The following is a 24,826-nucleotide window of genomic DNA, read 5'->3' on the forward strand; positions in this document are numbered from 1 at the left end:
ATTCTGGCAATTTTACCATATGGACGAGGGGGAAGGGCCGGAGTTCCGGCCCGTCCAGGACTGAGATGGAGTTCATCAGTAGAGATGACCGACAATGCCCCCAGAATGCCTGTCGCGACCCGGTTGCGGAACAATTTTCTAGCAGGGCTGATCATCTGCGCGCCGATCGCCATCACCATCTGGTTGACCTGGACCTTCATCCATTGGTCGGACAGCTGGGTCAGGCCCTATATTCCGGCGCGCTGGAACCCGGAAAGCTATCTCAACTTCGCCATTCCCGGCTTCGGCTTGCTGATTGCCGTCGTGCTGATCACCGTCGTCGGCTTTCTCGGCAAGAACCTGATTGGCCAGAGCATCGTCCGGTTCGGCGAATCGATCGTCCATCGCATGCCGTTGGTGCGCACGATCTACAGAAGCGTGAAGCAGATTTTCGAAACGGTGCTGAAAGAACAGTCGAACTCCTTCAAGAAGGTCGGCCTCATCGAGTATCCGGGTCCCGGCCTTTGGGCGCTGGTCTTCGTCGCCACCGACGCCAAGGGCGAGATTGCCTCGAAGTTTAACGCCATGGGTCAGGATATGGTGGCCGTCTTCCTGCCGCCGACGCCGGTGCCGACGGCCGGTTTCCTCATTTTCGTGCCGCGCGAAAAGATCGTCATGCTCGATATGAGCCCGGAAGACGCCGCCAAGTACCTGATATCAGGCGGCCTCGTGGCTCCCGAGCATAGACCGTCCGAGCCGAAGCAGAAGCATTTGCCGCGGCCGAAGCCGGTGGCGGTTTCGAAAGCCGATTAACCGGCCCTCAGGAATCGGATCGCCTCGTCGCGCCGGAACAGATAGAGCAGGGTGCGGATCGCCTGTCCTCTTTCGCTGGTTAGTTCCGGATCGCGCTCGATCAGATAGGCCGCATCCTTGCGGGCGATCTCGAGCAGGTCGGCATGCGCCTCGAGGCTGGCAATGCGGAAGCCCGGCGTGCCGGATTGGCGGGTGCCGAGCAATTCGCCTTCGCCGCGCAGTTTCAAGTCTTCCTCGGCAATACGGAAACCATCCTCCGTCTCGCGCATGATCGACAGCCTGGCATGGCCGGTTTCGCCGAGCGGTCCCTTATAGAGCAGGATGCAGGTCGAGGCCTCGTCGCCGCGCCCGACACGGCCGCGCAGCTGATGCAGCTGCGCCAGGCCGAAACGCTCTGCATGTTCGATCACCATGATCGTCGCATCCGGCACGTCGACGCCGACCTCGACGACGGTGGTGGCGACGAGAAGACGGGTCGCGCCATTCTTGAAGGCCATCATCGCCGCATCCTTCTCCGCGCCGCTCATACGGCCATGGATGAGGCCGATATCGGGGCCGAGCGAGGAGACGAGCGTCGCATGCCGCTCCTCTGCCGACATCAGGTCGAGCTCTTCGGATTCTTCGACCAGCGGGCAAATCCAATAGGCCTTCTTACCTTCAGCGATCGCGCTCCGCAGCCGTCCGACGATTTCGCCGGTCCGCTCCATCGGCACGGTGATCGTCTGGATCGGCTTGCGGCCGGCGGGCTTCTCGGTGAGTTTGGAAACATCCATGTCGCCGAAGGCGGCGAGTACCAGAGTGCGCGGGATCGGCGTCGCCGTCATCACAAGCATATGCGGCGAGATGCCCTTTGCCGTCAGCCGCAGGCGCTGGTGAACGCCGAAACGGTGCTGCTCGTCGACGACGGCAAGCATCAGGTTTGCGTAACTGACGCTCTCCTGAAACAGCGCATGTGTGCCGATGATGATCTGCGCCGCGCCGGAGGCGATGCGCTCCAGGATTTCCTCCCGTTCGCGTCCCTTGGTGCGCCCGGTCAGCACCTCGATGTCGAGTCCGGCAGAGGCGGCGAATTTCGAGATGGTCGCGTGGTGCTGCCGCGCCAGGATTTCCGTCGGCGCCATCAGCACCGCCTGGCCGCCGCTCTCGATCACCGCCGCCATCGCCATCAGCCCCACCAGCGTCTTGCCGGAGCCGACATCGCCCTGCAACAGCCGCAGCATGCGCTCGTGACCGGCCATGTCGTTCAGAATCTCGGCGATCGCATCGTTCTGGCTTGACGTGAGCGAGAAGGGCAACGCCTTCACGATCTTGCTGCTGACCGCACCGGTCGCATGCACCGGCTGGCCCGCCACTTTGCGCAGCCTCTGGCGCACCAGGCTGAGCGACAGCTGGCCGGCCAGAAATTCATCATAGGCGAGCCGCCTTCGGGCAGGGGCCTGCGGATCGACATCCAATGGATCGCGCGGTTCGTGCAGCATATGGAAACTGTCACGGATCGTCGGCAGGCCCTGCTTCTGCGTCAGCGTCAGGTCGATCCATTCCGGCATCTCCGGAAAGCGCGGCAGGGCGGTGTCGATGATCTTTCGCAGCGTTTTCGGCGAAAGCCCGGCCGTCAGCGGATAGATCGGCTCGACGAGCGGCAGGCTCTCCGTCTCCTCCGCTTTGACGATATAGTCGGGATGCACCATCGAGGCGCGGCCGTTGAACCAGTCAATCTTGCCGCTGACCGTCACCTCCGCATCGATGGGTAGCTGCTTTTCCAGCCATGCCGCCTGGCCGCGGAAGAAGACCAGCGTCAACTCGCCGGTCTCGTCATGCAGGAAGACGCGGTAGGGAACATTGCTTTTGCCCCGCGGTGGCACCTGGTGTCGGTCGACGCGCGCGGTGATCGTGACGATCGCACCCTGTGGCGCGCGGGCGATCCCCGGCTGGTTGCGCCGGTCGATCAGCGAGAACGGCGCATGGAACAGAAGATCGATGACCCGGCAATCCTCCACCGTCTCGCGCCCGAGCAGCTTAACCAGCAGTTCGGCGATCTTCGGGCCGACGCCCGGAAGGCCCGAAACGGGAGAAAACAGAGGATCGAGAATGGCGGGGCGCATGCGGCCAAAATGCGATGAACAATGCGGCCTTGGCAAGGCTGACAAGCCGCTTTCGAGGGTCTATAGAGGCGCATCAACAGGAAGGTAATGCCATGACAGGTGTCACGCTCACGAGTGCCGGTCTCGACCCGCGCCGCCGCCGAATCCTCTTCCGCTGCTGGCACCGCGGCATCCGCGAAATGGATCTGGTCTTCGGCCAGTTCGCCGAAGCCGAGATCGCGACGCTTTCGGAAGCCGAACTCGACGAGCTCGAGACGATCATGGCCGAAGAGGACAATGATCTCGTCCGCTGGATCATGGGAACATGGCCGGTGCCTGAGCGTTTCCAGACACCGATGTTTGCCCGCCTCGCCGCCTATACGCCCGATTTCGACAAGCCCCTCAGGACGCCGGAATGATCCCTGGTTTCGATGCGAAGAAGCTTGCGGCCATTGCCGAGCCGCTGACGATCGGCAATGTGCCTACTGGTCTCGAACCGCTGCTGCTCGCCGAGCTTGCCCGAGCGGGAGAACCCGTCGCCTATGTCATGTCGGACGGCCATCGTATGGCCGATCTGGAACAGATGCTCGGCTTCGTCGCCCCCGACATCCCGGTTCTCACCCTACCGGCCTGGGACTGTCTGCCCTATGACCGCGTCTCGCCGAGCGCCGATACCTCGGCCCGCCGGCTGGCCGCGTTGGGCGGCCTCATCGCGCATCGCAAGAAGCCGCATGCCGCGATCGTGCTCGTCACCGCCAACGCCATGCTGCAGAAGGTGGCGCCGCAGGATGTCATCGAAAGTCTGAGTTTTTCGGCCCGTCCCGGCAATCAGCTGCGCATGGACGATCTTGCCGGGCGCCTGGAGCGCAATGGCTTCGATCGCGTCGCAACGGTTCGTGAAGTGGGCGAATACGCAGTACGCGGCGGCATTCTCGACGTCTTCGTGCCGGGTTCGGAAGAGCCGGTGCGCCTCGATTTCTTCGGCGATACGCTGGAGAGTATCCGCAGCTTCGATCCGGCGAGCCAGCGCACGACGGGCCAGGTGCGTTCCCTCGATCTGAACCCGATGAGCGAGGTGACGCTGACCCCGGATACGATCAGCCGCTTCCGCAAGAACTATCTCTCCGCTTTCGGCGCGACAACGCGTGACGATGCGCTTTATCTCGCCGTCTCCGAAGGCCGCCGCTATCCCGGCATGGAGCATTGGCTGCCGCTCTTCTACGAGAAGCTCGATACCGTCTTCGATTACCTCAGCGGCTTCCGCATCGTTACCGACCATACGGTGCGCGAGGCGGCGGAGGAACGTTCCAAGCTCGTCCTCGATTATTTCGACGCCCGCCTGAATTCCGGCCAACCGGCCAAGGGCCAGATGGCCCAGGGCACGCCTTACAAGCCGGTGACGCCGGGCCAGCTCTATCTCGACAGCAAGCTTTTTGCCAAAACGCTCGACGCGCTCGGCGCGATCCGCATCACCCCGTTCAACGAGCATGAGGGCGAGGCGAGGCGGGTAATCAATGTCGAAGCCCGCCAAGGTCAGCGCTGGGCTCGCGCCAATGCCGAAGGCGGCGGTGATGCCGAACGCATCAACATCTTCGACGTCGTCGTCAAGCATATAGCCGACCGCCGCGCCGCCGGCGCGAAGGTGCTCGTCACCGCCTGGACCGAGGGCTCGCTGGAACGCCTGCTGCAGGTGCTGAACGAACACGGGCTGGAAAAGGTCAAGCCGGTCGAGGCGCTGAAGGATCTCGGCTCGCTGGCGAAAGGCGAGGCCGCTGCTGCGGTGCTCAATCTCGAATCCGGCTTCGAGGCGGGCGAGCTCGTCGTCATTGGCGAGCAGGATATTCTCGGCGACCGCATGGTTCGCCGCTCCAAGCGCCGCAAGCGCGCCGCCGATTTCATCGCCGAGGTTGCCGGCCTCGACGAAGGTTCGATCGTCGTCCACGCCGAACATGGCATCGGCCGATTCATCGGCCTCCGGACGATCGAAGCGGCGGGCGCCCCGCATGCCTGCCTCGAACTGCAATATGCCGACGAGGCCAAGCTCTTCCTGCCGGTTGAAAACATCGATCTTCTCTCGCGCTACGGCGGCGAGGGCACTGATGCCCAGCTCGACAAGCTCGGCGGCGGCGCCTGGCAGATGCGCAAGGCCAAGCTCAAACGGCGCCTGCTCGACATGGCCGATGCGCTGATCCGCATCGCCGCCGAGCGCCTGACGCGTCATGCGCCTGTTCTGACGGCGCCGGATGGCCTGTATGACGAGTTTGCCGCCCGCTTCCCCTATGACGAGACCGAAGACCAGGACAACGCCATCGACGCCGTGCGCTCTGATCTCGGCGCCGGCCGGCCGATGGACCGCCTCGTCTGCGGCGATGTCGGTTTCGGCAAGACCGAAGTGGCCCTGCGCGCTGCCTTCGTCGCGGCGATGAACGGCGTCCAGGTCGCCGTCGTCGTACCGACGACGTTGCTCGCCCGCCAGCATTTCAAAACCTTTTCCGAGCGTTTTCGCGGCCTGCCGGTACGCGTTCAGCAGGCATCGCGCCTCGTTGGCTCGAAAGAACTGGCGCTGACCAAGAAGGAAGTCGCGGAAGGCAAGACCGATATCGTCGTCGGCACCCATGCGCTGCTTGGCGCCGGCATCAAATTCGCCAATCTCGGCCTGCTCGTCATCGACGAGGAACAGCATTTCGGCGTCAAGCACAAGGAGCGGCTGAAGGAGCTGAAGAGCGACGTGCATGTGCTGACGTTGTCGGCAACGCCGATCCCGCGCACACTGCAGCTTGCCATGACCGGGGTGCGCGAACTGTCGCTCATCACCACGCCGCCTGTCGACCGCATGGCGGTGCGCACCTTCATCTCGCCGTTCGACAGCCTGGTCATTCGCGAGACATTGATGCGCGAGCACTATCGCGGCGGCCAGAGCTTCTATGTCTGCCCGAGGCTTGCCGATCTCGCGGATGTGCACGCCTTCCTGCAGTCCGACGTGCCGGAGCTGAAGGTCGCCGTCGCCCATGGCCAGATGCCGGCCGGCGAACTCGAAGACATCATGAACGCCTTCTATGAAGGCCGCTATGACGTGCTGTTGTCGACCACCATCGTCGAATCCGGCCTCGACGTCCCCACGGCCAATACGCTGATCGTCCACCGCGCCGATATGTTCGGCCTCGCGCAACTCTATCAGCTGCGCGGCCGTGTCGGCCGTTCGAAGGTGCGCGCTTTCGCGCTCTTCACCCTGCCGGTCAACAAGGTGCTGACGGCGACGGCCGAGCGCCGGCTGAAGGTGCTGCAGTCGCTCGATACGCTCGGTGCCGGCTTTCAACTCGCAAGCCACGACCTCGATATTCGCGGCGCAGGCAACCTGCTCGGCGAGGAGCAGTCAGGCCACATCAAGGAGGTCGGCTTCGAACTCTATCAGCAGATGCTGGAAGAGGCGGTCGCCGAGGTCAAGGGTGTCGACGAAATCCACGATACCGGCTGGTCGCCGCAAATTTCGGTCGGCACCACGGTGATGATCCCCGAGAACTACGTGCCGGACCTGCATCTGCGCATGGCGCTCTACCGCCGACTAGGCGAAATCACCGACCTCAAGGAGATCGATGGCTTCGGCGCCGAGATGATCGACCGCTTCGGGCCGATGCCGATCGAAGTCCAGCATCTCCTGAAGATCGTCTACATCAAGTCGCTCTGCCGGACCGCAAATGTCGAAAAACTCGATGCCGGCCCGAAGGGTGTGGTCGTTCAGTTCCGCAACAAGGAATTTCCAAATCCGGCAAATCTCGTCGGCTATATCGGCAAGCAGGGTACGATGGCGAAGATTCGTCCCGATCACAGCCTGTTCTTGACCCGCGACCTGCCGACGCCTGAGAAGCGCTTGCAGGGCGCGGCAGTCATCATGACGCAACTGGCCGAGATGGCCAAGTAATAGAGGGAGACGGCTATGGCGACATACGGCGCGAGAATCGCCTGGCAGCGCAACGACGAGATCTTCACCGACAACCGCTACAGCCGCGTCCATCGCTGGACCTTCGACGGCGGCATCGAGGTGAGGGCCTCCTCATCCTCGCATGTGGTTCCGTTGCCCTATTCCGCCGAGGATGCGGTCGATCCGGAGGAGGCTTTCGTCGCCTCGCTCTCCAGCTGCCACATGCTCTGGTTCCTGTCGATTGCCGCCAAACAGGGCTTTTGCGTCGACAGCTACACCGATACCGCCGAGGGCGTCATGGAGAAGAACAGCGAAGGCCGTCTTGCCATGACCGTGGTGACGCTAAGGCCGCATGTCGTCTTCAGCGGCGAAAAGCAGCCTTCGCTCGGCGAGCTCGACGCCCTGCATCATCGCGCCCACCACGAATGTTTCATCGCCAATTCGGTGAAAACCGAGGTGCGCTGCGTTCCGGTTTTGGACTGAGCGGCGCCAAACTGGAAGCCCCGGAGTTTCACACTAGGATCAGTTTAGCCTCTTGCGTAGTCAGAATGTCTCTAGATCAAACGAACGTAGTTGATGCCATCGGTGTAGATGACGCGACAGGCGAGCTGGTGCTGACTATCACGGATCACCTTGAGTGGACGGTAAGAGTTGATGAGCACCTTCTGTTGCTGCAAGAAAAGCTCAAGAGCTATCTGCGCTTTGTTGAGAGCGGAGAGATGTTGGAGGTATACCCTGACGCCAAAGGCCGGGCAGTGCTGATAGACGTCGTATGCAAATATCCACCTAGCCAGCTGGCCTTAGGCTTCTACAACCAAGTTGCAAAGATCGTTGACGGGGCAGGAATAAAGCTTCAACACCGCTTGTTTAGTGCAGATTAGCTACTTAGCGACGAATACGTCAACCATGCTAGTCCCCTGGCGGTTCTGACCAGCCGATCAGCTTTGCCCAGTCATTGGCGCCGTCCATGATGATGTCGAACACCGGATCCTTGATGTCGTAGTAGAAATCGACGTCGTCTGGAAACCTTTGGGCAAGCCGCTGCTTGATCAGGGCGTAGGCGCCTGCCGCTATCGGATGGGCGCGCAGGAAGTCGCGGCAAAGAAGAGAATATCGCTGATTGAAACGGCCTTTCTCGCGGATGTGCAGATTCGCCGGACGCCCCTTGCTGCGATAGAAGGCCTTGCGCAGGTCGTCTTCCGGCAAATCGAGTCCCGGAGGGCAGTGATCAATGAGGATCGGCCTGCGCTCGAAGCCCGCCTCTTCAAATGCGTCGGCGTCGACGTCAGCGAGATCGTTCACCGTCAGCTGAATATCGACGATATTTTTGGCGGGAAGCCCGGGAACTGCGGTCGAGCCGATGTGATGCAGGTATGCCCCGGCGGGTGCTGCTCCAATGATGGCGGATTTGAGGATCGCAAAATCCTCGACCCAGCTCTGCCGCGGCTCTTCGATCTCGATTCGCATCGATGGGCTCAGTTCAGCCCCGATCGCGCCTCGGCCTTCGCCTTGGCGATATCGCGCAACGCGTTCGCGAGCACATCTGGCGTCTGGGCGCCGCTGACGGCATATTGCTGGTCGAAGATGAAGAACGGTACGCCGTTGACGCCCATCTCCTGTGCCGCCTTGATTTCGGCGACGATCAGATCGCTATCGGCATTGGACGCAAGCAGCGAGGCGATGACCGACCGGTCGAGGCCGGCCTTCTCGGCGATGTCGAGCAGCACCGCATGGTCGCCGACATTGCGGCCTTCCTCGAAATTCGCCTTGAACAGCGCCGTAACCACCTTGTCCTGCTTCTCGCGGCCCTCGATCATCGCCCAGTGGATCAGCCGGTGAGCGTCGAGCGTGTTCGGGCCGATGTTGATCGCTGCGAAATCGAAGGCGATGCCGACCTCGCGGCCGTAGTCGGTGAGCATCTTGTGCGCCTGCGCCACGCGCTCCTCGCCGCCGAGCTTCTGAGCGAGCGCCCTCTTCTGGTCGACGCCTTCCTTGGGATAGTCGGGATTGAGCCGGTACGGCCGCCAGTTGATGTCGACGCCGATCTCGTCCTGCACTTCGGCGATGGCGAGCTCCAGCCGCGCCTTGCCGAGATAGCACCAGGGGCAGACGACATCCGAGACGACGTCGATGGTGATGCGCTCCATGATGATGTTCCTTCTGTGTGTCTCCGGAAGAGACATAGGGCCAAAGTGTTGCGGCCGCTTCTATTGGGCGCTTGTATCCCACCAGACCGGCAGCTGGTAACCGTAAAGCGGTACCGTGTCGGGATGGCCGATGCGCTTGCTGCGGGCAACCCATTGCTGGTCCATATGATAGAGCGGCAGCACGTAGTGGCTGGATAGTAGCAACCGGTCGTAAGAGCGCACCGCGGCAGTGAAATCCTCGTTCGAGCGTGCTCGCAATACGTGATCGATCAGCGTGTCGAGATCGGGATCATTGGCGCCGGCAAAGCTATCCTTGCCCTCCTGAGTGCGCGCTGCCGAAGACCAGCGGCCGAGTTGTTCGGTTCCGGGCGACAGCGACGAAGTATAGGACTTGATGATCATGTCGTAATCGAAGCTGTTCGTCCGGCTCTGATACTGCGAATCATCGACTGTGCGAATCGAAGCAGCAATGCCGATCGTCTGCAGCGAACGCTGATAGGCGACGGCAAGCTTCTCCTGGTCGGCATTCTGCGTCATTATCTCGAAGGCGAGCTGGCGGCCGGAGGCGTCGACCATCTTGCCGCCCTGGATCGTATAGCCGCCCTGTTTCAATAATCCGACCGCCTGCTTCAGCACGTTGCGGTCACGGCCGGAGCCGTCGGTAACCGGCAGCTTATAGGTGCCGTCGAGAATTTCGGGTGCGATTTTGTCCTTGATCGGCCCGAGCAGCGCAAGCTCGGCCGCATTGGCGGGGACGCCGAAGCTCGAGAGTTCCGAGTTCTGCCAGAAGCTCTGCGTGCGCTTATAGGCGCCGGAATAGAGATTCTTGTTCGCCCATTCGAAATCGAACACCAGCGACAAGCCTTCGCGCACCCTCGGATCGGTAAAGATCGGCCGGCGAGTATTGAAGACGAAGCCGAGCATGCCGCTTGGCAGTTTCGGCGTGAACACATCCTTGATGACGGTCCCGGAGGTGGCGGCGGGGAAATTGTAGGCATTGGCCCAATGGCCGGGATTACCGTCAGGATAGAGGTCGATATCGCCCTTCTTGAAGGCTTCGAACAGCGTTGTGTCCTGCAGGAAATACTGAACCGTGATCTGATCGTAATTGTCAGTGCCGACCTTCGCGGGAATGTCCTTACCCCAGTAATTTGGATCTCGCTCATAGGTGATGCTCTCGCCGGGTTTCACCGTCTTCACCTTGTAGGGACCGGAACCGACCGGCGGCGTCAGCGAGGTGCGGTCGAAGGTTTCCGGATCGACCAAATGTTTCGGCAGCACCGGAAAAAGACCAAAAATCAGCGGCGTCTCGCGGTCAGCCTTCTCATTGAAAGTGAAGCGCACGCTGCGTTCGCCAACCTTCTCCATCTTAGCGACGACTTTTAAGCGTTCGGAATAGGGCACGCGTCCCTTGTCACGCATCAGCTCGAAGGTGAATATGACGTCCTCCGGCGTCACCGGCTGACCGTCGGACCATTTCGCCTTCGGATTGAGGTTGAACTGGATGAAGCTCCTGTCGTCGTCCCATTCGACCGTTTCGGCAAGCAGGCCGTAAAGTGTGAATGGCTCGTCACGGGAGCGCTGCATCAGCGATTCGTAGACGAGGTTTCCATATTCCGGATCCCACATGCCGCGCGCCGTCGTGCGCATGCTCTTCAGGATGAACGGATTGAGGTTGTCGAAGGTACCGACGACGCCATAGGTGATCTTGCCGCCTTTTTTCACGTCGGGATTGACGTAGGGAAAGTGCTTATAGTCAGGCGGCAAGGCCGGCTCGCCATGCATCGCGATGCCGTGCAGCGGCTCTGCGGCGACGGCGCTGCATAGCAAGGAGAGGACGACGGTGACGATGATCCGGAGCATTCGGCAATCCTTGATCCGCGAAAAATAAGTGCATGATTCATCGCGAGATTAGCATGGGGTCGACCGATTCCAACACGCAGGCGCGATTTCTTTGGCCTGTCGATGAAATTGCCAAAGAAAAGCTGGATATCTTGAACGCTGCGATGTAACAGGTGAACCCGAAGTTTCGGGGTCATGCATTTGCCTTATTTTTCCATGAGGTGGAGTGCCGAACGACCCGATGGTTGGGGTGGCACGTCGCTGCTCCGAACGGATATCAGGAGACGGAATTCGTTATGATGTTCAAGTCTGAAAAGAAAATGCGGGCAGCACTGTCCGTTCTGGCAGTGATGTTCGGCGCCGCTTCGGCGCCGGTCTCCTCCTTCGCCCAGGATGCGGCGGCACAGGGCCCAGCCCAGGGCGTCGGCTCGCCCAAGCTCGGCTGGTACAAGACCTGCAGCAAGCAGGAAGATAACGACGTTTGCGTTGTCCAGAACCTGATCCTCGCCAATGGCGGCCAGCTCGTCACGGCCGTCGGCCTTATCTCGGTTACCGGCAAGATCAACCGCAAGCTCCTGCAGGTTTCGGTCCAGAGCGCGCGTCTCATCCCGCCTGGCATCAGCATGCAGATCGACGGCGGCAAGGGGCAGAAGCTCGATTATGTCATCTGCCTGCCGGACAAGTGCACGGCTGAAGTTCCGTTGACCGACGCGATGATCGCCAGCCTCAAGAAGGGCAGCGACGTGGTCTTCACCTCGATCAACTTCCGCCGCGCTCCGAATCCGATCAAGATCTCGCTCGAAGGCTTCACCGGCGCTTATGACGGCGAACCGGTTTCCGAATCCAAGCTCGCCGACACCCAGCGTAGCCTGCAGGAAAGCATGCAGAAGAAGGCCGAGGAAACTCGCAAGAAACTGGAAGACGCCCAGAAGGCAGCCAAGGCGCAGTGATCCTGCCGCCATTTTGAATAGAAACCCGGCTTCAGGCCGGGTTTTTTTATTGGTAAGCCTCTATCTCCTCGGCCTTGAGCCATGGCTGTCTGGTTCGCACCGGCGATTTGCCCCTCACCCTGACCTCCCCGTTCTGACGGCGAGAGGGGACGTGCCCTGCGAGGCGTTGAGGGGGACCGAGAGCTTGCGGCATGTCCCGTCTACCCGCGATCGGGAGAAGGTGGCGGCAGCCGGATGGGGGGCCTTGCCAGCCAAAGCAAAAGAGAAATTGGCGGGAATTGTCAGCAGTTTAACCTGGCAACTGGATTTCGCGTCAAAAGAAAAGGCCTCGCTGGGAGAGGCGAGGCCTTGATTGACCGATCCGCACGTCTGATCTAGTGAGCGAAGCTCATCTTGGGCTTGAACTGCCCCGACGGCGCCTGATCGAAGATCTGGTAAATCTGCGGGTTGCGAAGCGGCGTGCCGCTTTCGTCGTTCACCAGGTTCTGCTCGGAGACATAAGCGACATATTCGCTTTCCTCGTTTTCGGCGAGCAGGTGGTAGAAGGGCTGGTCCTTGCTCGGCCGCACCTCGGCCGGAATGGAATTCCACCATTCCTCCGTATTCGCGAATTCCGGATCAACGTCGAAGATGACGCCGCGAAACGGAAAAACCTTGTGCCGGACCACTTCGCCGATACTGAACTTTGCTATTCTTTCTTTCATGGTACGACTTCCTTTCATCACCAAATTTGGTGATTGGTGCGGTGCAAATCAAGATTTTTGCACCAGCGCGTCACATGAACGTCATATCCTCCTTCTGCCGTTCATGACCGGGGAGGTGAAAGTCCCGGCGGACCGGGACTTTCCGTGTTACGGCCGATCAGGCCGAATAATACATGTCGTATTCGACCGGATGCGGCGTCATTTCGAAACGCATTACTTCTGCCATTTTCAGCTCGATGAAGGCATCGATCTGGTCATCGTCGAAGACGCCGCCTGCTGTCAGGAACTTGCGGTCCTTGTCGAGGCTTTCGAGCGCTTCGCGCAGGCTGCCGCAGACGGTCGGGATTTTCTTCAGTTCCTTCGGCGGCAGGTCGTAGAGATCCTTGTCCATGGCCTTGCCGGGATGGATCTTGTTCTTGATGCCGTCGAGGCCGGCCATCAGCATGGCGGCGAAGGCGAGATAGGGGTTGGCGGTCGGATCCGGGAAGCGGACTTCGACGCGCTTGGCCTTCGGGTTGGAGCCGAACGGAATGCGGCAGGAGGCCGAACGGTTGCGCGCAGAATAGGCGAGCAGGACAGGCGCTTCATAACCCGGGACGAGACGCTTGTAGGAGTTCGTCGACGGATTGGTGAAGGCATTGATCGCCTTGGCGTGCTTGATGATGCCGCCGATGTAGAACAGGCAGGTCTCGGAGAGGCCGGCATATTCGTCGCCGGCGAAAGTCGGCTTGCCGCCCTTCCAGATCGACTGGTGCACGTGCATGCCCGAGCCGTTGTCGCCGAAGATCGGCTTCGGCATGAAGGTCGCGGTCTTGCCGTAAGCGTTGGCCACCTGATGCACGACATATTTGTAGATCTGCATCTTGTCTGCGTTGCGCACCAGCGTATCGAACTTGATGCCGAGTTCGTGCTGGGCGGCGGCGACTTCATGGTGGTGCTTTTCGACGACAACGCCCATCTCGGAGAGCACCGTCAGCATTTCCGAACGCATGTCCTGGGCGCTGTCAACAGGCGGAACCGGGAAATAGCCGCCCTTGACGCGCGGGCGGTGACCGAGGTTGCCGGTTTCGTAATCGGTGTCGTCGTTCGACGGCAGTTCGGTCGAATCGAGCTTGAAGCCGGTATTATAGGGATCGGCCTTGTACTTGACGTCGTCGAAGACGAAGAACTCGGCTTCCGGGCCGACAAAGATCGTGTCGCCGATGCCTGATGCCTTGAGATAGGCTTCGGCCTTCTTGGCAGTGCCGCGCGGATCGCGGTTATAGGCTTCGCCGGAGACAGGATCGAGAATGTCGCAGACGATGACCATGGTCGACTGAGCGAAGAACGGGTCCATATGCACCGTTTCGGTGTCGGGCATCAGCACCATGTCGGACTCGTTGATGGCCTTCCAGCCACCGATCGAAGAGCCGTCGAACATCACGCCGTCAGCGAACATGTCCTCGTCGACGCTGGCAACGTCCATTGTGACATGCTGCAGCTTGCCCTTCGGGTCGGTGAAGCGCAGATCGACGAACTTGACGTCGTTTTCCTGGATCTGCTTCAGAATTTCGCTTGCGGTCGCCATTAAATACCTTCCTCCAATTTGTGATAACAATAGGTGGGCGCGATGACGCTATCGGACTTTGCGCGCTTGGCAAAGTGGTCAGATGGCATCGATGCCGGTCTCGCCGGTACGGATGCGGATAACCTCTTCGACATTGGATACGAAGATTTTGCCGTCGCCGATGCGACCGGTTTGAGCCGCCTTGCGGATCGCGTCGATGACCGCCTCGGCGTTCTCATCGGCTAGCACCACCTCGACTTTCACCTTCGGCAGGAAGTCGACGACGTATTCGGCGCCGCGGTAGAGTTCCGTGTGGCCCTTCTGACGACCGAAGCCCTTGGCTTCCGTGACTGTGATACCCTGCAGGCCGACTTCCTGAAGGGCTTCCTTCACTTCGTCCAGCTTGAAGGGCTTAATGATCGCTTCGATCTTTTTCATGAGAAAATGTCTCTCCGCTTCTCCTGTTATGGCAGGGATGTTCCCGCTCGCGGATATGATGCAGATATCGTGCCAGTTTGAAATCCGTCTTATCGAAAAAAGACGTCGATTTTGCCGAAACCGGCGCGTCTGCGGGGAATTTGATGTCGATTTGGTGAACGGAAAGGTGGAAAAACATCAGCCATCGAAGAAAATTCGTCGCAATATCGAAAAACCCGGCTTTTCCTTCAGTTGCGAAAGCAGGTTGCGAGTCGATTAAATGATAGGCAAATGCATAAATTTCGATCTCCTTCGCGCCAATGCAGACGGTTGTTTTTTGTGCGCTTTTTGAATTGAATAGGCGGATGAGCAACCATCTCCCCCACCTTCTGGTAACGCCTGCCGAAATGAGCGCCATCGATGTGGCCGCGGCTGCTTCGGGAATCGATTCCTTCGGCCTGATGGAAAGAGCAGGGGCTGCCGCCGCGGCCGCCGCGCTCAGGCTTCATCCCGGGGCGTTGCGTTTCGTAGTGCTCTGCGGTCCCGGCAACAATGGGGGTGATGCCTATGTTGCGGCAAGGCATCTGCGAGAGAGCGGAGCGACCGTGGCGCTTTTCCATCTCGGCGATCCCGCAAAGCTGAAGGCTGACGCTGCCCGCGCTCGGGCCGGCAGCGCGTTGAAGGGGCAGGAGCTCGGCCTATACCGGCCGGAAGCCGGCGATGTCGTCATCGACGGTTTGTTCGGAGCAGGGCTCGGGCGCGCGGTGCCGGCCGATGTGGTTGACTTGATCAAGCGCGTCGCCGAGGCCGGTATCGCGGTGCTCGCCATCGATCTGCCCTCCGGCGTGGATGGCCGCACCGGCAAGGTGCTGGGTGCTGCCTTCCAGGCTCGCAACACCATCACCTTCATGACCCGCAAGCCCGGCCATCTTCTGATGCCGGGCAGGGAGCTTTGCGGCGAGTTGGAGGTCTTCGACATCGGCATTCCCGCCCGGATCATCCGGGCTGAGGCGGGCGGCGCTATCGCCGAGAACACACCTGACGCCTGGAAGGGCGTGCTGCCGGCCGAGCAGCTGGAAACCCACAAATACAAGCGCGGTCATATGGTCGTTTTTTCGGGCGAGGCCGACAAGACCGGGGCTGCGCGCATGTCGGCGGTCTCCGGCCTGAAGGCCGGCGCCGGCCTGGTAACGATCGCCGCACCCGGTGCAGCGATAGCCGCCAATGCCGCGCATCTCACAGCCGTCATGCTGCATGCAGTCGACGACGAGGCAGGTCTGGCAGAGTGGCTGTCCGACAAGCGGCTGCAGACCTTCGTCCTCGGCCCCGGCTTCGGTGTCGGCGCGAAAGCCCGCGGCTTCGTCACCGCGCTTGCCGATCGCCGGCTGGTGCTCGATGCCGACGGCATCTCTTCCTTCAAGGACGATCCGCAACAGCTTTTCGACCTGTTCCGCGGCGAGCCGCGTCTGGTGCTGACGCCGCACGAGGGCGAATTTTCGCGGCTTTTTCCGGATATCTGCGGCGACGAAACACTGGGGAAGGTGGACAAGGCGGTGGCGGCTGCCCGCCGCGCCAATGCCGCGATCGTCTATAAGGGCGCCGATACCGTCATCGCCTCGCCGGATGGGCGCGCGCTCATCAACACCAATGCGCCTGTCTGGCTTGCCACCGCAGGTTCCGGCGATGTGCTTGCCGGCATCATCGGCGGACTGCTTGCCCAGGGCCTGCCGACTTTCGAGGCTGCGGCAGCCGGCGTGTGGCTGCACGGAGAGGCTGGCCAGCGCGCCGGCAAGGGGCTGACGGCGGAAGAGCTCGCGGTCGAGGTCTTGCCGCTTTAGCTCGGGCTAAGTCCCAACCGCCTATTTCGCCAGCAACTGCTGCAGGGCGATCGCCCCGTGCGGCGCATTGACCTTGCCCTCGTGGATCATGAAGGCAAAGACGTCGCGCGGCTCCGCCTTCACCTGGCGCTTCCCGTCGATCAGCGGCAGATCGTCCGGGACCTTGCCCTCGGCCCAGGTCTCGAGCCGCTTTGCCCAGGCCTTCAGATCCTTATCGGGGTAGCAGGTCGGGATATCGTCCGATCCCTTCTGCAGCCTGGCATAGACGAAATCGGCCGTCACATCGGCGATCATCGGATATTCGAAATGTTCGGCACAAACCGGCGCCACGCCGTATTTGGCAAGAAGAGCAACGAACTCCGTCACCTTGAAGGAATCATGCCGCACTTCGACCACGTGACGGAGCGCTAGCCCATCCTGTTTCGCCGGCAGCAGCTTCAGGAAAGCCTCGAAATCGTCCGGATCGAATTTCTTCGTCGGCGCGAATTGCCAGAGCAGCGGCCCGAGGTGATCGCCGAGCTCGCTGATTCCGGATGTGAGGAACCGCTCCATCGATTCACCGGCTTCCGCGAGCACCCGCCGATTGGTGACGAAGCGAGTGGCCTTCAGCGAAAAGATGAAACCCTCTGGCACGTCAGCCGCCCATTTGGCAAAGACCGCCGGTTTCTGTGTGCTGTAATAGGTGCCGTTGACCTCGATGACCTTCAACTGACGGCTGGCATAATGCAGCTCGTCCTTCTGTTTCAGGTCGGCGGGAAAGAAATGTCCGCGCCAGGGCTCGAAGGTCCAGCCGCCGATGCCGGTGCGGATAGTGCCGGATTTCGTCATGTCGTCCTCCCAGTTCGCAGCGGTCAGGCCGCATGAATCTCTTTCGTCATGTCGATCAGCGTCCATCCTGGCCGATAAGGGTTCGGTCGGCGACCCGTTTTCCGGAACCCGAAGACACTATAAAGCGCGATAGTCCGTTTGGAGATCGTCGGGCGACGCCAACCTCATCGTCATTCCGCCGCGACCGCCTTCTTCGCCGGCCGCCGCTCCAGCAATTCCTTCAGGAACTGGCCGGTATAGGAGCGCTTTTCCCTCACGATCGCTTCCGGTGTGCCGGTCGCGACGATCTCGCCGCCGCCATCGCCGCCCTCGGGGCCGAAATCGAGCACCCAGTCTGCTGTCTTGATGACTTCGAGATTGTGCTCGATCACCACGACGGAGTTGCCCTGGTTGACGAGCTCGTGCAGCATTTCCAGGAGCTTGGCGACGTCATGGAAATGCAGGCCGGTCGTTGGCTCGTCGAGAATATAGAGCGTGCGTCCGGTCGAGCGTTTCGACAGCTCCTTGGCGAGCTTGACGCGCTGCGCTTCGCCGCCAGAGAGCGTATTGGCCTGTTGGCCGACCTTGATGTAACCGAGGCCGACATCCTTCAGCGATTGCAGCTTGTCGCGCACGGCAGGTACCGCCGCAAAGAAATCGACGCCTTCCTCTACCGTCATGTCGAGCACGTCGGCGATCGACTTCTGCTTGAAGGTGACGTCGAGCGTCTCTCTGTTATAGCGCTTGCCGTGGCAGACGTCGCAGGTGACATAGACATCGGGCAGGAAGTGCATCTCGATCTTGATGACGCCGTCGCCCTGGCAAGCTTCGCAGCGGCCGCCCTTGACGTTGAAGGAGAAGCGGCCCGGCTGGTAGCCGCGCGCCTTGGCTTCCGGCAGGCCGGCGAACCAGTCGCGGATCGGCGTGAAGGCGCCGGTATAGGTCGCCGGATTCGAGCGCGGTGTGCGGCCGATCGGCGACTGGTCGATGTCGATCACCTTGTCGATATGCTCGAAACCGTCGATGCGGTCGTGGTCGGCCGGAATTTCGCGCGCGCCCATGATGCGGCGCGCCGCTGATTTATACAGCGTCTCGATCAGGAAGGTGGACTTGCCGCCGCCGGAAACGCCGGTCACCGCCGTAAAGACGCCGAGCGGGATCGAGGCGGTGACGTTCTTCAGATTGTTGCCGCGCGCGCCGACGACCTTGATCTCGCGACCCTTCTTCGGCTTGCGGCGCTCGTCCGGAACCGGAACGCCGAGTTCGCCCGAGAGATATTTGCCGGTCAGCGACTTCGGATTGTCCATGATATCCCGCGGCGTGCCATGGGCGATGACCTGCCCCCCATGGATACCAGCCGCGGGACCGATGTCGACGACGTCATCGGCCGTCAGGATGGCATCCTCGTCATGCTCGACGACGATCACGGTATTGCCGATATCGCGCAGGTGCTTCAGCGTGTCGAGCAATCGGGCATTGTCGCGCTGATGCAGGCCAATCGACGGCTCGTCGAGCACGTAAAGTACGCCCGTCAAGCCCGAGCCGATCTGCGAGGCGAGGCGGATGCGCTGGCTCTCGCCGCCCGACAGCGTGCCTGAATTGCGCGACAGGCTGAGATATTCCAGGCCGACATCGTTGAGGAATCGCAGCCGGTCGCGGATCTCCTTGAGGATCCGCACGGCAATCTCGTTCTGCTTGGCGTTGAAGGTCGCCGGTAGCGTTTCGAACCAGTCGCGGGCGACGCGGATCGACATCTCGGTCACTTCGCCGATATGCAGCCTGTTGATCTTCACCGCCAGCGCTTCCGGCTTCAGGCGATAGCCGTTGCAGGCCGGGCAGGGGGCGGCCGACATGAAGCGCTCGATATCCTCGCGCGCCCAGGCGGAATCCGTCTCCTTCCAGCGGCGCTCGAGATTGGTGATGATGCCCTCGAAGTTCTTGTGCGTCGTATAGGAACGGGCGCCGTCGGCGTAATGGAATTCGATCTTGTCGTCGGTGCCGTTGAGGATCACATCCTTGGCCTCGTCGGAAAGATCGTTCCAGCGGGTGCCGAGCTTGAAGCCGTAATGTTTGCCGAGCGCCTCCAGCGTCTGGTTGTAATAGGGCGAGGTCGACTTGGCCCAGGGGGCGATCGCCCCGTCGCGCAAGGTGCGCTCCGGTTCGGGCACGATCAGGTCCGGGTCGATCTTCTGCTGCGCGCCGAGACCATCGCAGGTCGGGCAGGCGCCGAAGGGGTTGTTGAACGAGAAGAGGCGGGGCTCGATTTCCGGAATGGTAAAGCCCGAGACCGGGCAGGCGAACTTCTCCGAAAACAACACGCGCTCATGCGTTTCGTTCAGCGACTTGTTGGCCGAGCCGCCGGCCGACGTTTCCTCCGGCGGCAGCGGCTTGTCGGCGAATTCGGCGACTGCCAGCCCGTCGGCGAGCTTCAGGCAGGTCTCCAGGCTGTCGGCCAGGCGCGCCGACACATCGGGGCGCATGACGATGCGGTCGACGACCACGTCGATGTCGTGCTTGTATTTCTTGTCGAGAACAGGCGCCTCGGCGATTTCGTAGAACTGGCCGTCGATCTTGACGCGCTGGAAGCCCTTCTTCATCAGCTCCGCCAGTTCCTTCTTGTATTCGCCCTTGCGGCCGCGCACGAGCGGCGCGAGAATATAAAGACGGGTGCCTTCGCCAAAAGCGAGGATGCGGTCGACCATCTGGCTGACGGTCTGGCTCTCGATCGGCAGGCCGGTCGCCGGCGAATAGGGAACGCCGACGCGGGCAAAGAGCAGGCGCATATAGTCATAGATCTCGGTGACGGTGCCGACCGTCGAGCGCGGGTTACGCGACGTGGTCTTCTGCTCGATCGAGATGGCAGGCGACAGCCCGTCGATCTGGTCGACATCGGGCTTCTGCATCATTTCGAGGAACTGCCGGGCATAGGCCGACAGGCTTTCGACATAGCGCCGCTGGCCCTCGGCGTAAATAGTGTCGAAGGCGAGCGAGGATTTGCCCGAGCCCGACAGACCGGTCATGACGATCAGCTTGTTGCGCGGCAGATCGAGATCGATGCTCTTCAGATTATGCTCGCGCGCGCCGCGGATGGAGATCGTCTTCAGTTCGCTCATCGTCTCTGCTTTGGTTTTCTGGATAACAGCCCTTATTTAGTGATGCCGGCGGGCGAGTCGAGGCTGAATATCCGGGAAGCTTCAAGGTTTTCGATTCTGTTGACAGGATCATACGGATAAACTAGAACAAATAAAGAACAAAATTCCTGATGAATGCATGCGGCTTTCTGATGGATAAACATGTGGATGAACGACCGTTTACGCGCATTGGCGGTCCGCGATGGTTTAAGGTGCGCTGATCGATTAACGCCGCCGGGCAGGGCGGCAGGCAGGGTGAGAAGCATGGCTGGTAGCGTGAACAAGGTAATTCTGGTTGGAAACGTGGGTGCAGATCCCGAAATCCGCCGCACTCAGGATGGCCGGCCGATCGCCAATCTCCGTATCGCGACCTCGGAGACCTGGCGCGACCGCAATTCCGGCGAACGCCGCGAAAAGACCGAATGGCACACTGTCGTCGTTTTCAACGAAGGCCTCTGCAAGGTCGTCGAGCAATATGTGAAGAAGGGCGCCAAGCTCTATATCGAAGGCCAGCTGCAGACCCGCAAATGGCAGGACCAGCAGGGCCAGGACCGTTATTCGACGGAAGTGGTGCTGCAGGGCTTCAATTCGACGCTGACCATGCTGGATGGACGCGGCGAGGGCGGCGGTGCGAGCTCCGGCTTCGGCGGCGGCCGCGGCGGCAGCAGCAACAATGATTACGGCGACGATTACGGAGCCCCGGCGTCGTCCTCATCGTCGAACCGCGGCGGTGGCGGAGGCAACTTCTCGCGCGATCTCGACGACGACATCCCGTTCTGATCGATCGCGGTTCCTGACTTTATAAGCAGCTGAGAGCATGGTGTCCTGAGCGGCACCATGCTCTCTCTGCTTTCCGACTGCAATTGCTTCAGTCGGCGCCTTGTCAGTGCGGCGTCGCGCTGATCAGATTGAGCGCCGATTTTGCCCCGTCGACGACGAATTGCGCCGCAAGCGCGGCGAGGATGACGCCGAGCAGCCGTGTCAGGATTGCCCGGCCGGTGACGCCAAGGAAACGGTCGAGCCGTTCGGCGACGAGCAGCATGACGAAGGTCAGCAGCAGATTGGCGGCAAGGACGCCGATCAGCTGCAACTTTCCGATCGAGGTCGCGAGCGTCCCGGCAAGCAGGATCGTCGCCGAGATCGCCCCAGGGCCGGCGATCAGCGGCAAGGCGAGGGGAAAGACGGCGACATTTTCGATATGATCCTTGGTGATCGCCACCTCGGTCGCCTTCTCCTTGCGGTCCTGCCGCTTCTCGAAGACCATTTCGAAGGCAATCCAGAAGAGCAGCAGCCCGCCGGCGATGCGGAAGGCGCCGATCGAGATGCCGAGCACGCCGAGCACGCCGGCGCCGAACAGCGCAAAGACCGCGAGGATGATGAAGGCGATCGTCGAACCGCGCAGCGCCACCTGCGTGCGCTGGGCTCTGCTCATGCCGGTTGTCAACCCCAAGAACAGCGGCGCCAGCCCTGGGGGATCGATGGTAACGAGAAGCGTCGTGAAGGCGTTGATCAATTGGTCGGCGCTTGCCATCGTCTCTCCCAAAGCCCATATGGGTGTGTGATTTACTGCGATTGTGAAGCTGGGATTTGGATTTGGCAAATGTGCCGCGGCGGCCTCGGCGGATTTGTCCGGTCCGGCCGCACAACTCCGGTGCTTTACCCTTTTTCGGCCGCAAAAGCCTGTTCAAAACGCGCTCAGAAATTGGCGCGGGAACAGGCTTTCCGCTATAAATCTTCAAGTGATTCTAGAAGAGATCGTGATCTGTTTTGACTGAGCAAACACCCCCCGGCGGCGGGAAGCTCCCGCCAGGCATCGAGCCCATCTCCATCATGGAGGAAATGCAGCGGTCGTATCTCGATTACGCCATGAGCGTCATCGTCAGCCGCGCGTTGCCCGACGTGCGCGACGGCCTGAAGCCCGTGCACCGGCGCATCCTCTACGGCATGTCCGAGCTCGGCATCGACTGGAACAAGAAATACGTCAAATGCGCCCGCGTTACCGGCGACGTGATGGGTAAATACCATCCGCACGGCAACGCTGCGATCTATGATGCGCTCGCCCGCATGGCGCAGCCCTGGTCGCTCAGGCTGCCGCTGATCGACGGTCAGGGCAATTTCGGCTCCGTCGACGGCGATCCGCCGGCGGCCGAACGATACACCGAGTGCCGCCTGGAAAAGGCTGCTCATTCGCTGCTCGACGATCTCGACAAGGAAACCGTCGATTTCCGCGACAACTATGACGGCACGCTCTCTGAGCCGGTCGTGGTTCCCGCCAAGTTCCCGAACCTGCTCGTCAACGGCGCCGGCGGCATCGCCGTCGGCATGGCCACCAATATTCCGCCGCACAACCTCTCCGAAGTGATCGACGGCTGCATCGCGCTGATCAACGATCCGGCGATCGAGCTGCCGGAACTGATGCAGATCATTCCCGGCCCTGACTTCCCCACGGGCGCCAAGATCCTCGGCCGTGCCGGTATCCGCTCGGCCTACGAGACCGGCCGTGGCTCCGTCATCATGCGTGGCGTCGCCACCATCGAGCCGATGCGCGGCGACCGCGAGCAGATCATCATCACCGAAATTCCCTACCAGGTGAACAAGGCGACGATGATCGAGAAGATGGCCGAGTTGGTGCGTGAAAAGCGCATCGAGGGCATCTCCGACCTGCGCGACGAATCCGACCGCCAAGGCTATCGCGTCGTCATCGAATTGAAGCGCGACGCCAATGCCGAGGTCATCCTCAATCAGCTTTATCGCTACACGCCGCTGCAGACCTCCTTCGGCTGCAACATGGTGGCGCTGAACGGCGGCAAGCCGGAGCAGCTGACCCTGCTCGACATGCTGCGCGCCTTCGTCTCTTTCCGCGAGGAAGTCGTTAGCCGGAGAACGAAGTTCCTGCTGCGCAAGGCGCGCGAGCGCGCGCACGTCTTGGTTGGCCTCGCGATCGCCGTCGCCAATATCGACGAAGTCATCCGCGTCATTCGCCAGGCGCCCGATCCGCAGTCGGCCCGCGAAGAGCTGATGACGCGCCGCTGGCCGGCCGAAGATGTCGAAAGCCTGATCCGTCTGATCGACGATCCGCGCCACCGCATCAACGACGACCTCACCTACAACCTCTCCGAGGAGCAGGCGCGCGCCATTCTCGAGCTGCGCCTTGCCCGCCTGACTGCACTCGGCCGTGACGAAATCGGTGATGAACTCAATAAGATAGGCGAGGAAATCCGGGATTACCTCGATATTCTTTCCTCGCGTGTGCGCATCCAGACCATCGTCAAGGACGAACTGTCAGCCGTCCGCGACGAGTTCGGCACGCCACGCCGCACCGAGATCGTCGATGGCGGCCTCGAAATGGACGACGAGGATCTGATCGCCCGCGAGGATATGGTCGTCACCGTCTCGCATCTTGGTTACATCAAGCGCGTGCCGCTGACCACCTACCGTGCCCAGCGCCGCGGCGGCAAGGGCCGCTCCGGCATGACCACCCGCGACGAAGATTTCGTTAGCCGGCTATTCGTGGTCAACACCCATACGCCAGTCCTGTTCTTCTCCTCACGCGGCATCGTCTATAAGGAGAAGGTCTGGCGACTGCCGATCGGCACGCCGACCTCGCGCGGCAAGGCGCTGATCAACATGCTGCCGCTCGAACCCGGCGAGCGCATCACCACCATCCTGCCCTTGCCCGAGGACGAGGCGAGCTGGGATAATCTCGACGTCATGTTCTCGACGACGCGCGGTACGGTTCGCCGCAACAAGCTGTCGGACTTCGTTCAGGTCAACCGCAACGGCAAGATCGCCATGAAGCTGGAAGAGGAGGGCGATGAAATCCTCTCCGTCGAGACTTGCACCGAGCGGGACGACGTTCTTTTGACCACGGCGCTCGGCCAGTGCATTCGCTTCTCGGTCGACGATGTCCGCGTCTTTGCCGGCCGCAACTCGATCGGGGTGCGCGGCATCAATCTCGGCGAGGGCGACCGCATCATCTCGATGACGATCGTCGGCCATGTCGATGCCGAGCCATGGGAACGGGCCGCCTACCTCAAGCGCTCTGCCGCCGAACGCCGGGCGATAGGCGTTGATGAAGAGGATATCGCTCTCGTCGGAGAGGAGGTCACCGAGGAGGGACAGCTCTCCGACGAACGCTACGAGGAGCTGAAGGCACGCGAACAGTTCGTGCTCACCGTCTCCGAAAAGGGCTTCGGCAAGCGTTCGTCCTCTTACGATTTCCGTATCTCCGGCCGCGGCGGTAAGGGCATCCGCGCTACCGATACGTCGAAAACCGGCGAGATCGGCGAACTGGTTGCAGCCTTCCCGGTCGATGACGGCGATCAGATCATGCTCGTCTCTGATGGCGGTCAGCTCATCCGTGTGCCGGTCGGCGGCATCCGCATCGCCAGCCGCGCCACCAAGGGCGTCACCATCTTCTCGACGGCCAAGGACGAGAAGGTCGTCTCGGTCGAGCGCATCAGTGAGCCGGAGGAGGATGAGACGGAAGGGGCCGTCGAAGGCGCCGATGAGACGCCGGTCGCCGATGGTGATCCGGGCGGTGCTGCCGAAGAATAATCGAATGAACGGGGCGGCTTCGAGCCGCCCTTTTCTGTTAGAGCCCGGCTTTCAGGCTGAAGCATTCAGTTGGCTCACTCACTGGCCAAGAAAAA

The 24,826-nt window shown here is 61.2% G+C and carries 20 protein-coding genes and 1 pseudogene; 9 read left to right on the top strand and 12 right to left on the bottom strand.

Annotation, left to right across the window (positions count from 1 at the left end):
- Nucleotides 1-84 precede the first annotated feature (84 nt).
- Complete coding sequence (locus tag HJC04_RS15890; RefSeq protein WP_210631383.1) at nt 85-792, top strand: DUF502 domain-containing protein; 708 nt, start codon at nt 85-87, stop codon at nt 790-792.
- On the opposite strand, the gene recG is transcribed toward HJC04_RS15890, so the two are convergent.
- Entirely contained in the window at nt 789-2,894 is a 2,106-nt protein-coding gene (recG, locus tag HJC04_RS15895) for an ATP-dependent DNA helicase RecG (RefSeq protein ID WP_221146601.1), read from the bottom strand. The two genes, HJC04_RS15890 and recG, sit on opposite strands and share 4 nt — an antisense overlap.
- Nucleotides 2,895-2,986: 92 nt before the next feature.
- On the opposite strand from recG, the gene HJC04_RS15900 reads away from it, so the two are divergent.
- The 4 genes from HJC04_RS15900 (at nt 2,987) to HJC04_RS15915 (ending at nt 7,673) form a co-directional block, all read left to right on the top strand.
- Complete coding sequence (locus HJC04_RS15900) at nt 2,987-3,292, top strand: succinate dehydrogenase assembly factor 2 (RefSeq protein ID WP_210631381.1); 306 nt, start codon at nt 2,987-2,989, stop codon at nt 3,290-3,292.
- Nucleotides 3,289-6,792, top strand: coding sequence for a transcription-repair coupling factor (mfd, locus tag HJC04_RS15905; protein WP_210631380.1), 3,504 nt, complete (start codon nt 3,289-3,291; stop codon nt 6,790-6,792). The genes HJC04_RS15900 and mfd overlap by 4 nt, the downstream gene beginning before the upstream one ends.
- A 15-nt stretch (nt 6,793-6,807) precedes the next feature.
- Nucleotides 6,808-7,275 carry an OsmC family protein gene (locus tag HJC04_RS15910; protein ID WP_221146602.1) on the top strand — a complete coding sequence of 156 codons (468 nt, stop codon included), beginning with the start codon at nt 6,808-6,810 and terminating at the stop codon, nt 7,273-7,275.
- 65 nt (nt 7,276-7,340) lie between these two features.
- A complete protein-coding gene (locus HJC04_RS15915; protein WP_183703276.1) occupies nt 7,341-7,673 on the top strand; it encodes a DUF6572 domain-containing protein in 333 nt (110 codons plus the stop codon).
- A gap of 28 nt (nt 7,674-7,701) precedes the next feature.
- Here HJC04_RS15915 and HJC04_RS15920 read toward each other — a convergent pair whose 3' ends face one another.
- From HJC04_RS15920 to HJC04_RS15930, 3 genes are read right to left on the bottom strand one after another with little or no spacing between them, the layout of a single operon-like run.
- Nucleotides 7,702-8,259: a GrpB family protein gene (locus tag HJC04_RS15920; RefSeq protein ID WP_221146603.1), complete on the bottom strand. Its 558-nt coding sequence runs from the start codon at nt 8,257-8,259 to the stop codon at nt 7,702-7,704.
- Between the two features lie 8 nt (nt 8,260-8,267).
- A complete protein-coding gene (locus HJC04_RS15925; protein ID WP_221146604.1) occupies nt 8,268-8,939 on the bottom strand; it encodes a DsbA family oxidoreductase in 672 nt (223 codons plus the stop codon).
- Nucleotides 8,940-8,999: 60 nt separating this feature from the next.
- Nucleotides 9,000-10,802 (bottom strand): extracellular solute-binding protein, encoded by a 1,803-nt coding sequence (locus HJC04_RS15930; RefSeq protein ID WP_221146605.1) that lies wholly within the window; start codon nt 10,800-10,802, stop codon nt 9,000-9,002.
- Between the two features lie 275 nt (nt 10,803-11,077).
- Here HJC04_RS15930 and HJC04_RS15935 point away from each other — a divergent pair, with 275 nt between their 5' ends.
- On the top strand, nt 11,078-11,731 hold the full coding sequence (locus HJC04_RS15935; RefSeq protein ID WP_210631376.1) for an invasion associated locus B family protein: 654 nt from the start codon (nt 11,078-11,080) through the stop codon (nt 11,729-11,731).
- Nucleotides 11,732-12,105: 374 nt separating this feature from the next.
- Here the strand turns inward: HJC04_RS15935 and hspQ are convergent, their stop codons facing one another.
- The 4 genes from hspQ to HJC04_RS15955 form a co-directional block, all read right to left on the bottom strand.
- Complete coding sequence (hspQ, locus tag HJC04_RS15940) at nt 12,106-12,435, bottom strand: heat shock protein HspQ (RefSeq protein ID WP_210631375.1); 330 nt, start codon at nt 12,433-12,435, stop codon at nt 12,106-12,108.
- A 157-nt stretch (nt 12,436-12,592) separates the two neighbouring features.
- The gene (glnA, locus tag HJC04_RS15945; RefSeq protein WP_210631374.1) at nt 12,593-14,002 is read right to left on the bottom strand and encodes a type I glutamate--ammonia ligase; all 1,410 of its coding nucleotides are present in this window, start codon (nt 14,000-14,002) and stop codon (nt 12,593-12,595) included.
- A gap of 78 nt (nt 14,003-14,080) precedes the next feature.
- Nucleotides 14,081-14,419 carry a P-II family nitrogen regulator gene (locus HJC04_RS15950; protein ID WP_003539626.1) on the bottom strand — a complete coding sequence of 113 codons (339 nt, stop codon included), beginning with the start codon at nt 14,417-14,419 and terminating at the stop codon, nt 14,081-14,083.
- Nucleotides 14,394-14,771, bottom strand: a complete 378-nt coding sequence (locus HJC04_RS15955) for a hypothetical protein (RefSeq protein ID WP_221146629.1) — start codon at nt 14,769-14,771, stop codon at nt 14,394-14,396. The genes HJC04_RS15950 and HJC04_RS15955 overlap by 26 nt, the downstream gene beginning before the upstream one ends.
- Between HJC04_RS15955 and HJC04_RS15960 the strand changes: the two genes are divergently transcribed.
- Nucleotides 14,764-16,236 carry an NAD(P)H-hydrate dehydratase gene (locus HJC04_RS15960; RefSeq protein WP_221146606.1) on the top strand — a complete coding sequence of 491 codons (1,473 nt, stop codon included), beginning with the start codon at nt 14,764-14,766 and terminating at the stop codon, nt 16,234-16,236. The two genes, HJC04_RS15955 and HJC04_RS15960, sit on opposite strands and share 8 nt — an antisense overlap.
- Nucleotides 16,237-16,257: 21 nt before the next feature.
- Here the strand turns inward: HJC04_RS15960 and HJC04_RS15965 are convergent, their stop codons facing one another.
- The 3 genes and pseudogenes from HJC04_RS15965 to uvrA all read right to left on the bottom strand — a co-directional run bounded on the left by HJC04_RS15965 (nt 16,258) and on the right by uvrA (nt 20,156).
- A complete protein-coding gene (locus tag HJC04_RS15965; protein WP_210631372.1) occupies nt 16,258-17,064 on the bottom strand; it encodes a DUF72 domain-containing protein in 807 nt (268 codons plus the stop codon).
- A 23-nt stretch (nt 17,065-17,087) separates the two neighbouring features.
- Nucleotides 17,088-17,204: pseudogene (locus tag HJC04_RS31760) on the bottom strand (GNAT family N-acetyltransferase); the annotation flags it as partial.
- 30 nt (nt 17,205-17,234) lie between these two features.
- Nucleotides 17,235-20,156, bottom strand: coding sequence for an excinuclease ABC subunit UvrA (uvrA, locus tag HJC04_RS15970; RefSeq protein ID WP_221146607.1), 2,922 nt, complete (start codon nt 20,154-20,156; stop codon nt 17,235-17,237).
- A gap of 282 nt (nt 20,157-20,438) precedes the next feature.
- Between uvrA and HJC04_RS15975 the strand changes: the two genes are divergently transcribed.
- Nucleotides 20,439-20,954, top strand: a complete 516-nt coding sequence (locus HJC04_RS15975) for a single-stranded DNA-binding protein (RefSeq protein WP_210631370.1) — start codon at nt 20,439-20,441, stop codon at nt 20,952-20,954.
- Between the two features lie 103 nt (nt 20,955-21,057).
- Here HJC04_RS15975 and HJC04_RS15980 read toward each other — a convergent pair whose 3' ends face one another.
- Entirely contained in the window at nt 21,058-21,705 is a 648-nt protein-coding gene (locus HJC04_RS15980; RefSeq protein WP_210631369.1) for a MarC family protein, read from the bottom strand.
- 236 nt (nt 21,706-21,941) lie between these two features.
- Between HJC04_RS15980 and gyrA the strand changes: the two genes are divergently transcribed.
- The gene (gene gyrA, locus HJC04_RS15985) at nt 21,942-24,731 is read left to right on the top strand and encodes a DNA gyrase subunit A (protein WP_221146608.1); all 2,790 of its coding nucleotides are present in this window, start codon (nt 21,942-21,944) and stop codon (nt 24,729-24,731) included.
- Nucleotides 24,732-24,826 lie beyond the last annotated feature (95 nt).

It is taken from the genome of Rhizobium sp. NLR8a (assembly GCF_019685235.1).
Taxonomy (GTDB): domain Bacteria; phylum Pseudomonadota; class Alphaproteobacteria; order Rhizobiales; family Rhizobiaceae; genus Rhizobium.

Coding starts and splice junctions, on each gene's coding strand:
- recG (WP_221146601.1), bottom strand. CDS start 2,894: ATGCGCCCCGCCATTCTCGATCCTCTGTTTTCTCCCGTTTCGGGCCTT.
- HJC04_RS15980 (WP_210631369.1), bottom strand. CDS start 21,705: ATGGCAAGCGCCGACCAATTGATCAACGCCTTCACGACGCTTCTCGTT.
- glnA (WP_210631374.1), bottom strand. CDS start 14,002: ATGGCGACCGCAAGCGAAATTCTGAAGCAGATCCAGGAAAACGACGTC.
- HJC04_RS15975 (WP_210631370.1), top strand. CDS start 20,439: ATGGCTGGTAGCGTGAACAAGGTAATTCTGGTTGGAAACGTGGGTGCA.
- HJC04_RS15915 (WP_183703276.1), top strand. CDS start 7,341: ATGTCTCTAGATCAAACGAACGTAGTTGATGCCATCGGTGTAGATGAC.
- HJC04_RS15950 (WP_003539626.1), bottom strand. CDS start 14,419: ATGAAAAAGATCGAAGCGATCATTAAGCCCTTCAAGCTGGACGAAGTG.
- HJC04_RS15890 (WP_210631383.1), top strand. CDS start 85: ATGACCGACAATGCCCCCAGAATGCCTGTCGCGACCCGGTTGCGGAAC.
- HJC04_RS15910 (WP_221146602.1), top strand. CDS start 6,808: ATGGCGACATACGGCGCGAGAATCGCCTGGCAGCGCAACGACGAGATC.
- HJC04_RS15930 (WP_221146605.1), bottom strand. CDS start 10,802: ATGCTCCGGATCATCGTCACCGTCGTCCTCTCCTTGCTATGCAGCGCC.
- HJC04_RS15925 (WP_221146604.1), bottom strand. CDS start 8,939: ATGGAGCGCATCACCATCGACGTCGTCTCGGATGTCGTCTGCCCCTGG.
- mfd (WP_210631380.1), top strand. CDS start 3,289: ATGATCCCTGGTTTCGATGCGAAGAAGCTTGCGGCCATTGCCGAGCCG.
- HJC04_RS15965 (WP_210631372.1), bottom strand. CDS start 17,064: ATGACGAAATCCGGCACTATCCGCACCGGCATCGGCGGCTGGACCTTC.
- HJC04_RS15900 (WP_210631381.1), top strand. CDS start 2,987: ATGACAGGTGTCACGCTCACGAGTGCCGGTCTCGACCCGCGCCGCCGC.
- hspQ (WP_210631375.1), bottom strand. CDS start 12,435: ATGAAAGAAAGAATAGCAAAGTTCAGTATCGGCGAAGTGGTCCGGCAC.
- uvrA (WP_221146607.1), bottom strand. CDS start 20,156: ATGAGCGAACTGAAGACGATCTCCATCCGCGGCGCGCGCGAGCATAAT.
- HJC04_RS15960 (WP_221146606.1), top strand. CDS start 14,764: ATGAGCAACCATCTCCCCCACCTTCTGGTAACGCCTGCCGAAATGAGC.
- HJC04_RS15920 (WP_221146603.1), bottom strand. CDS start 8,259: ATGCGAATCGAGATCGAAGAGCCGCGGCAGAGCTGGGTCGAGGATTTT.
- HJC04_RS15935 (WP_210631376.1), top strand. CDS start 11,078: ATGATGTTCAAGTCTGAAAAGAAAATGCGGGCAGCACTGTCCGTTCTG.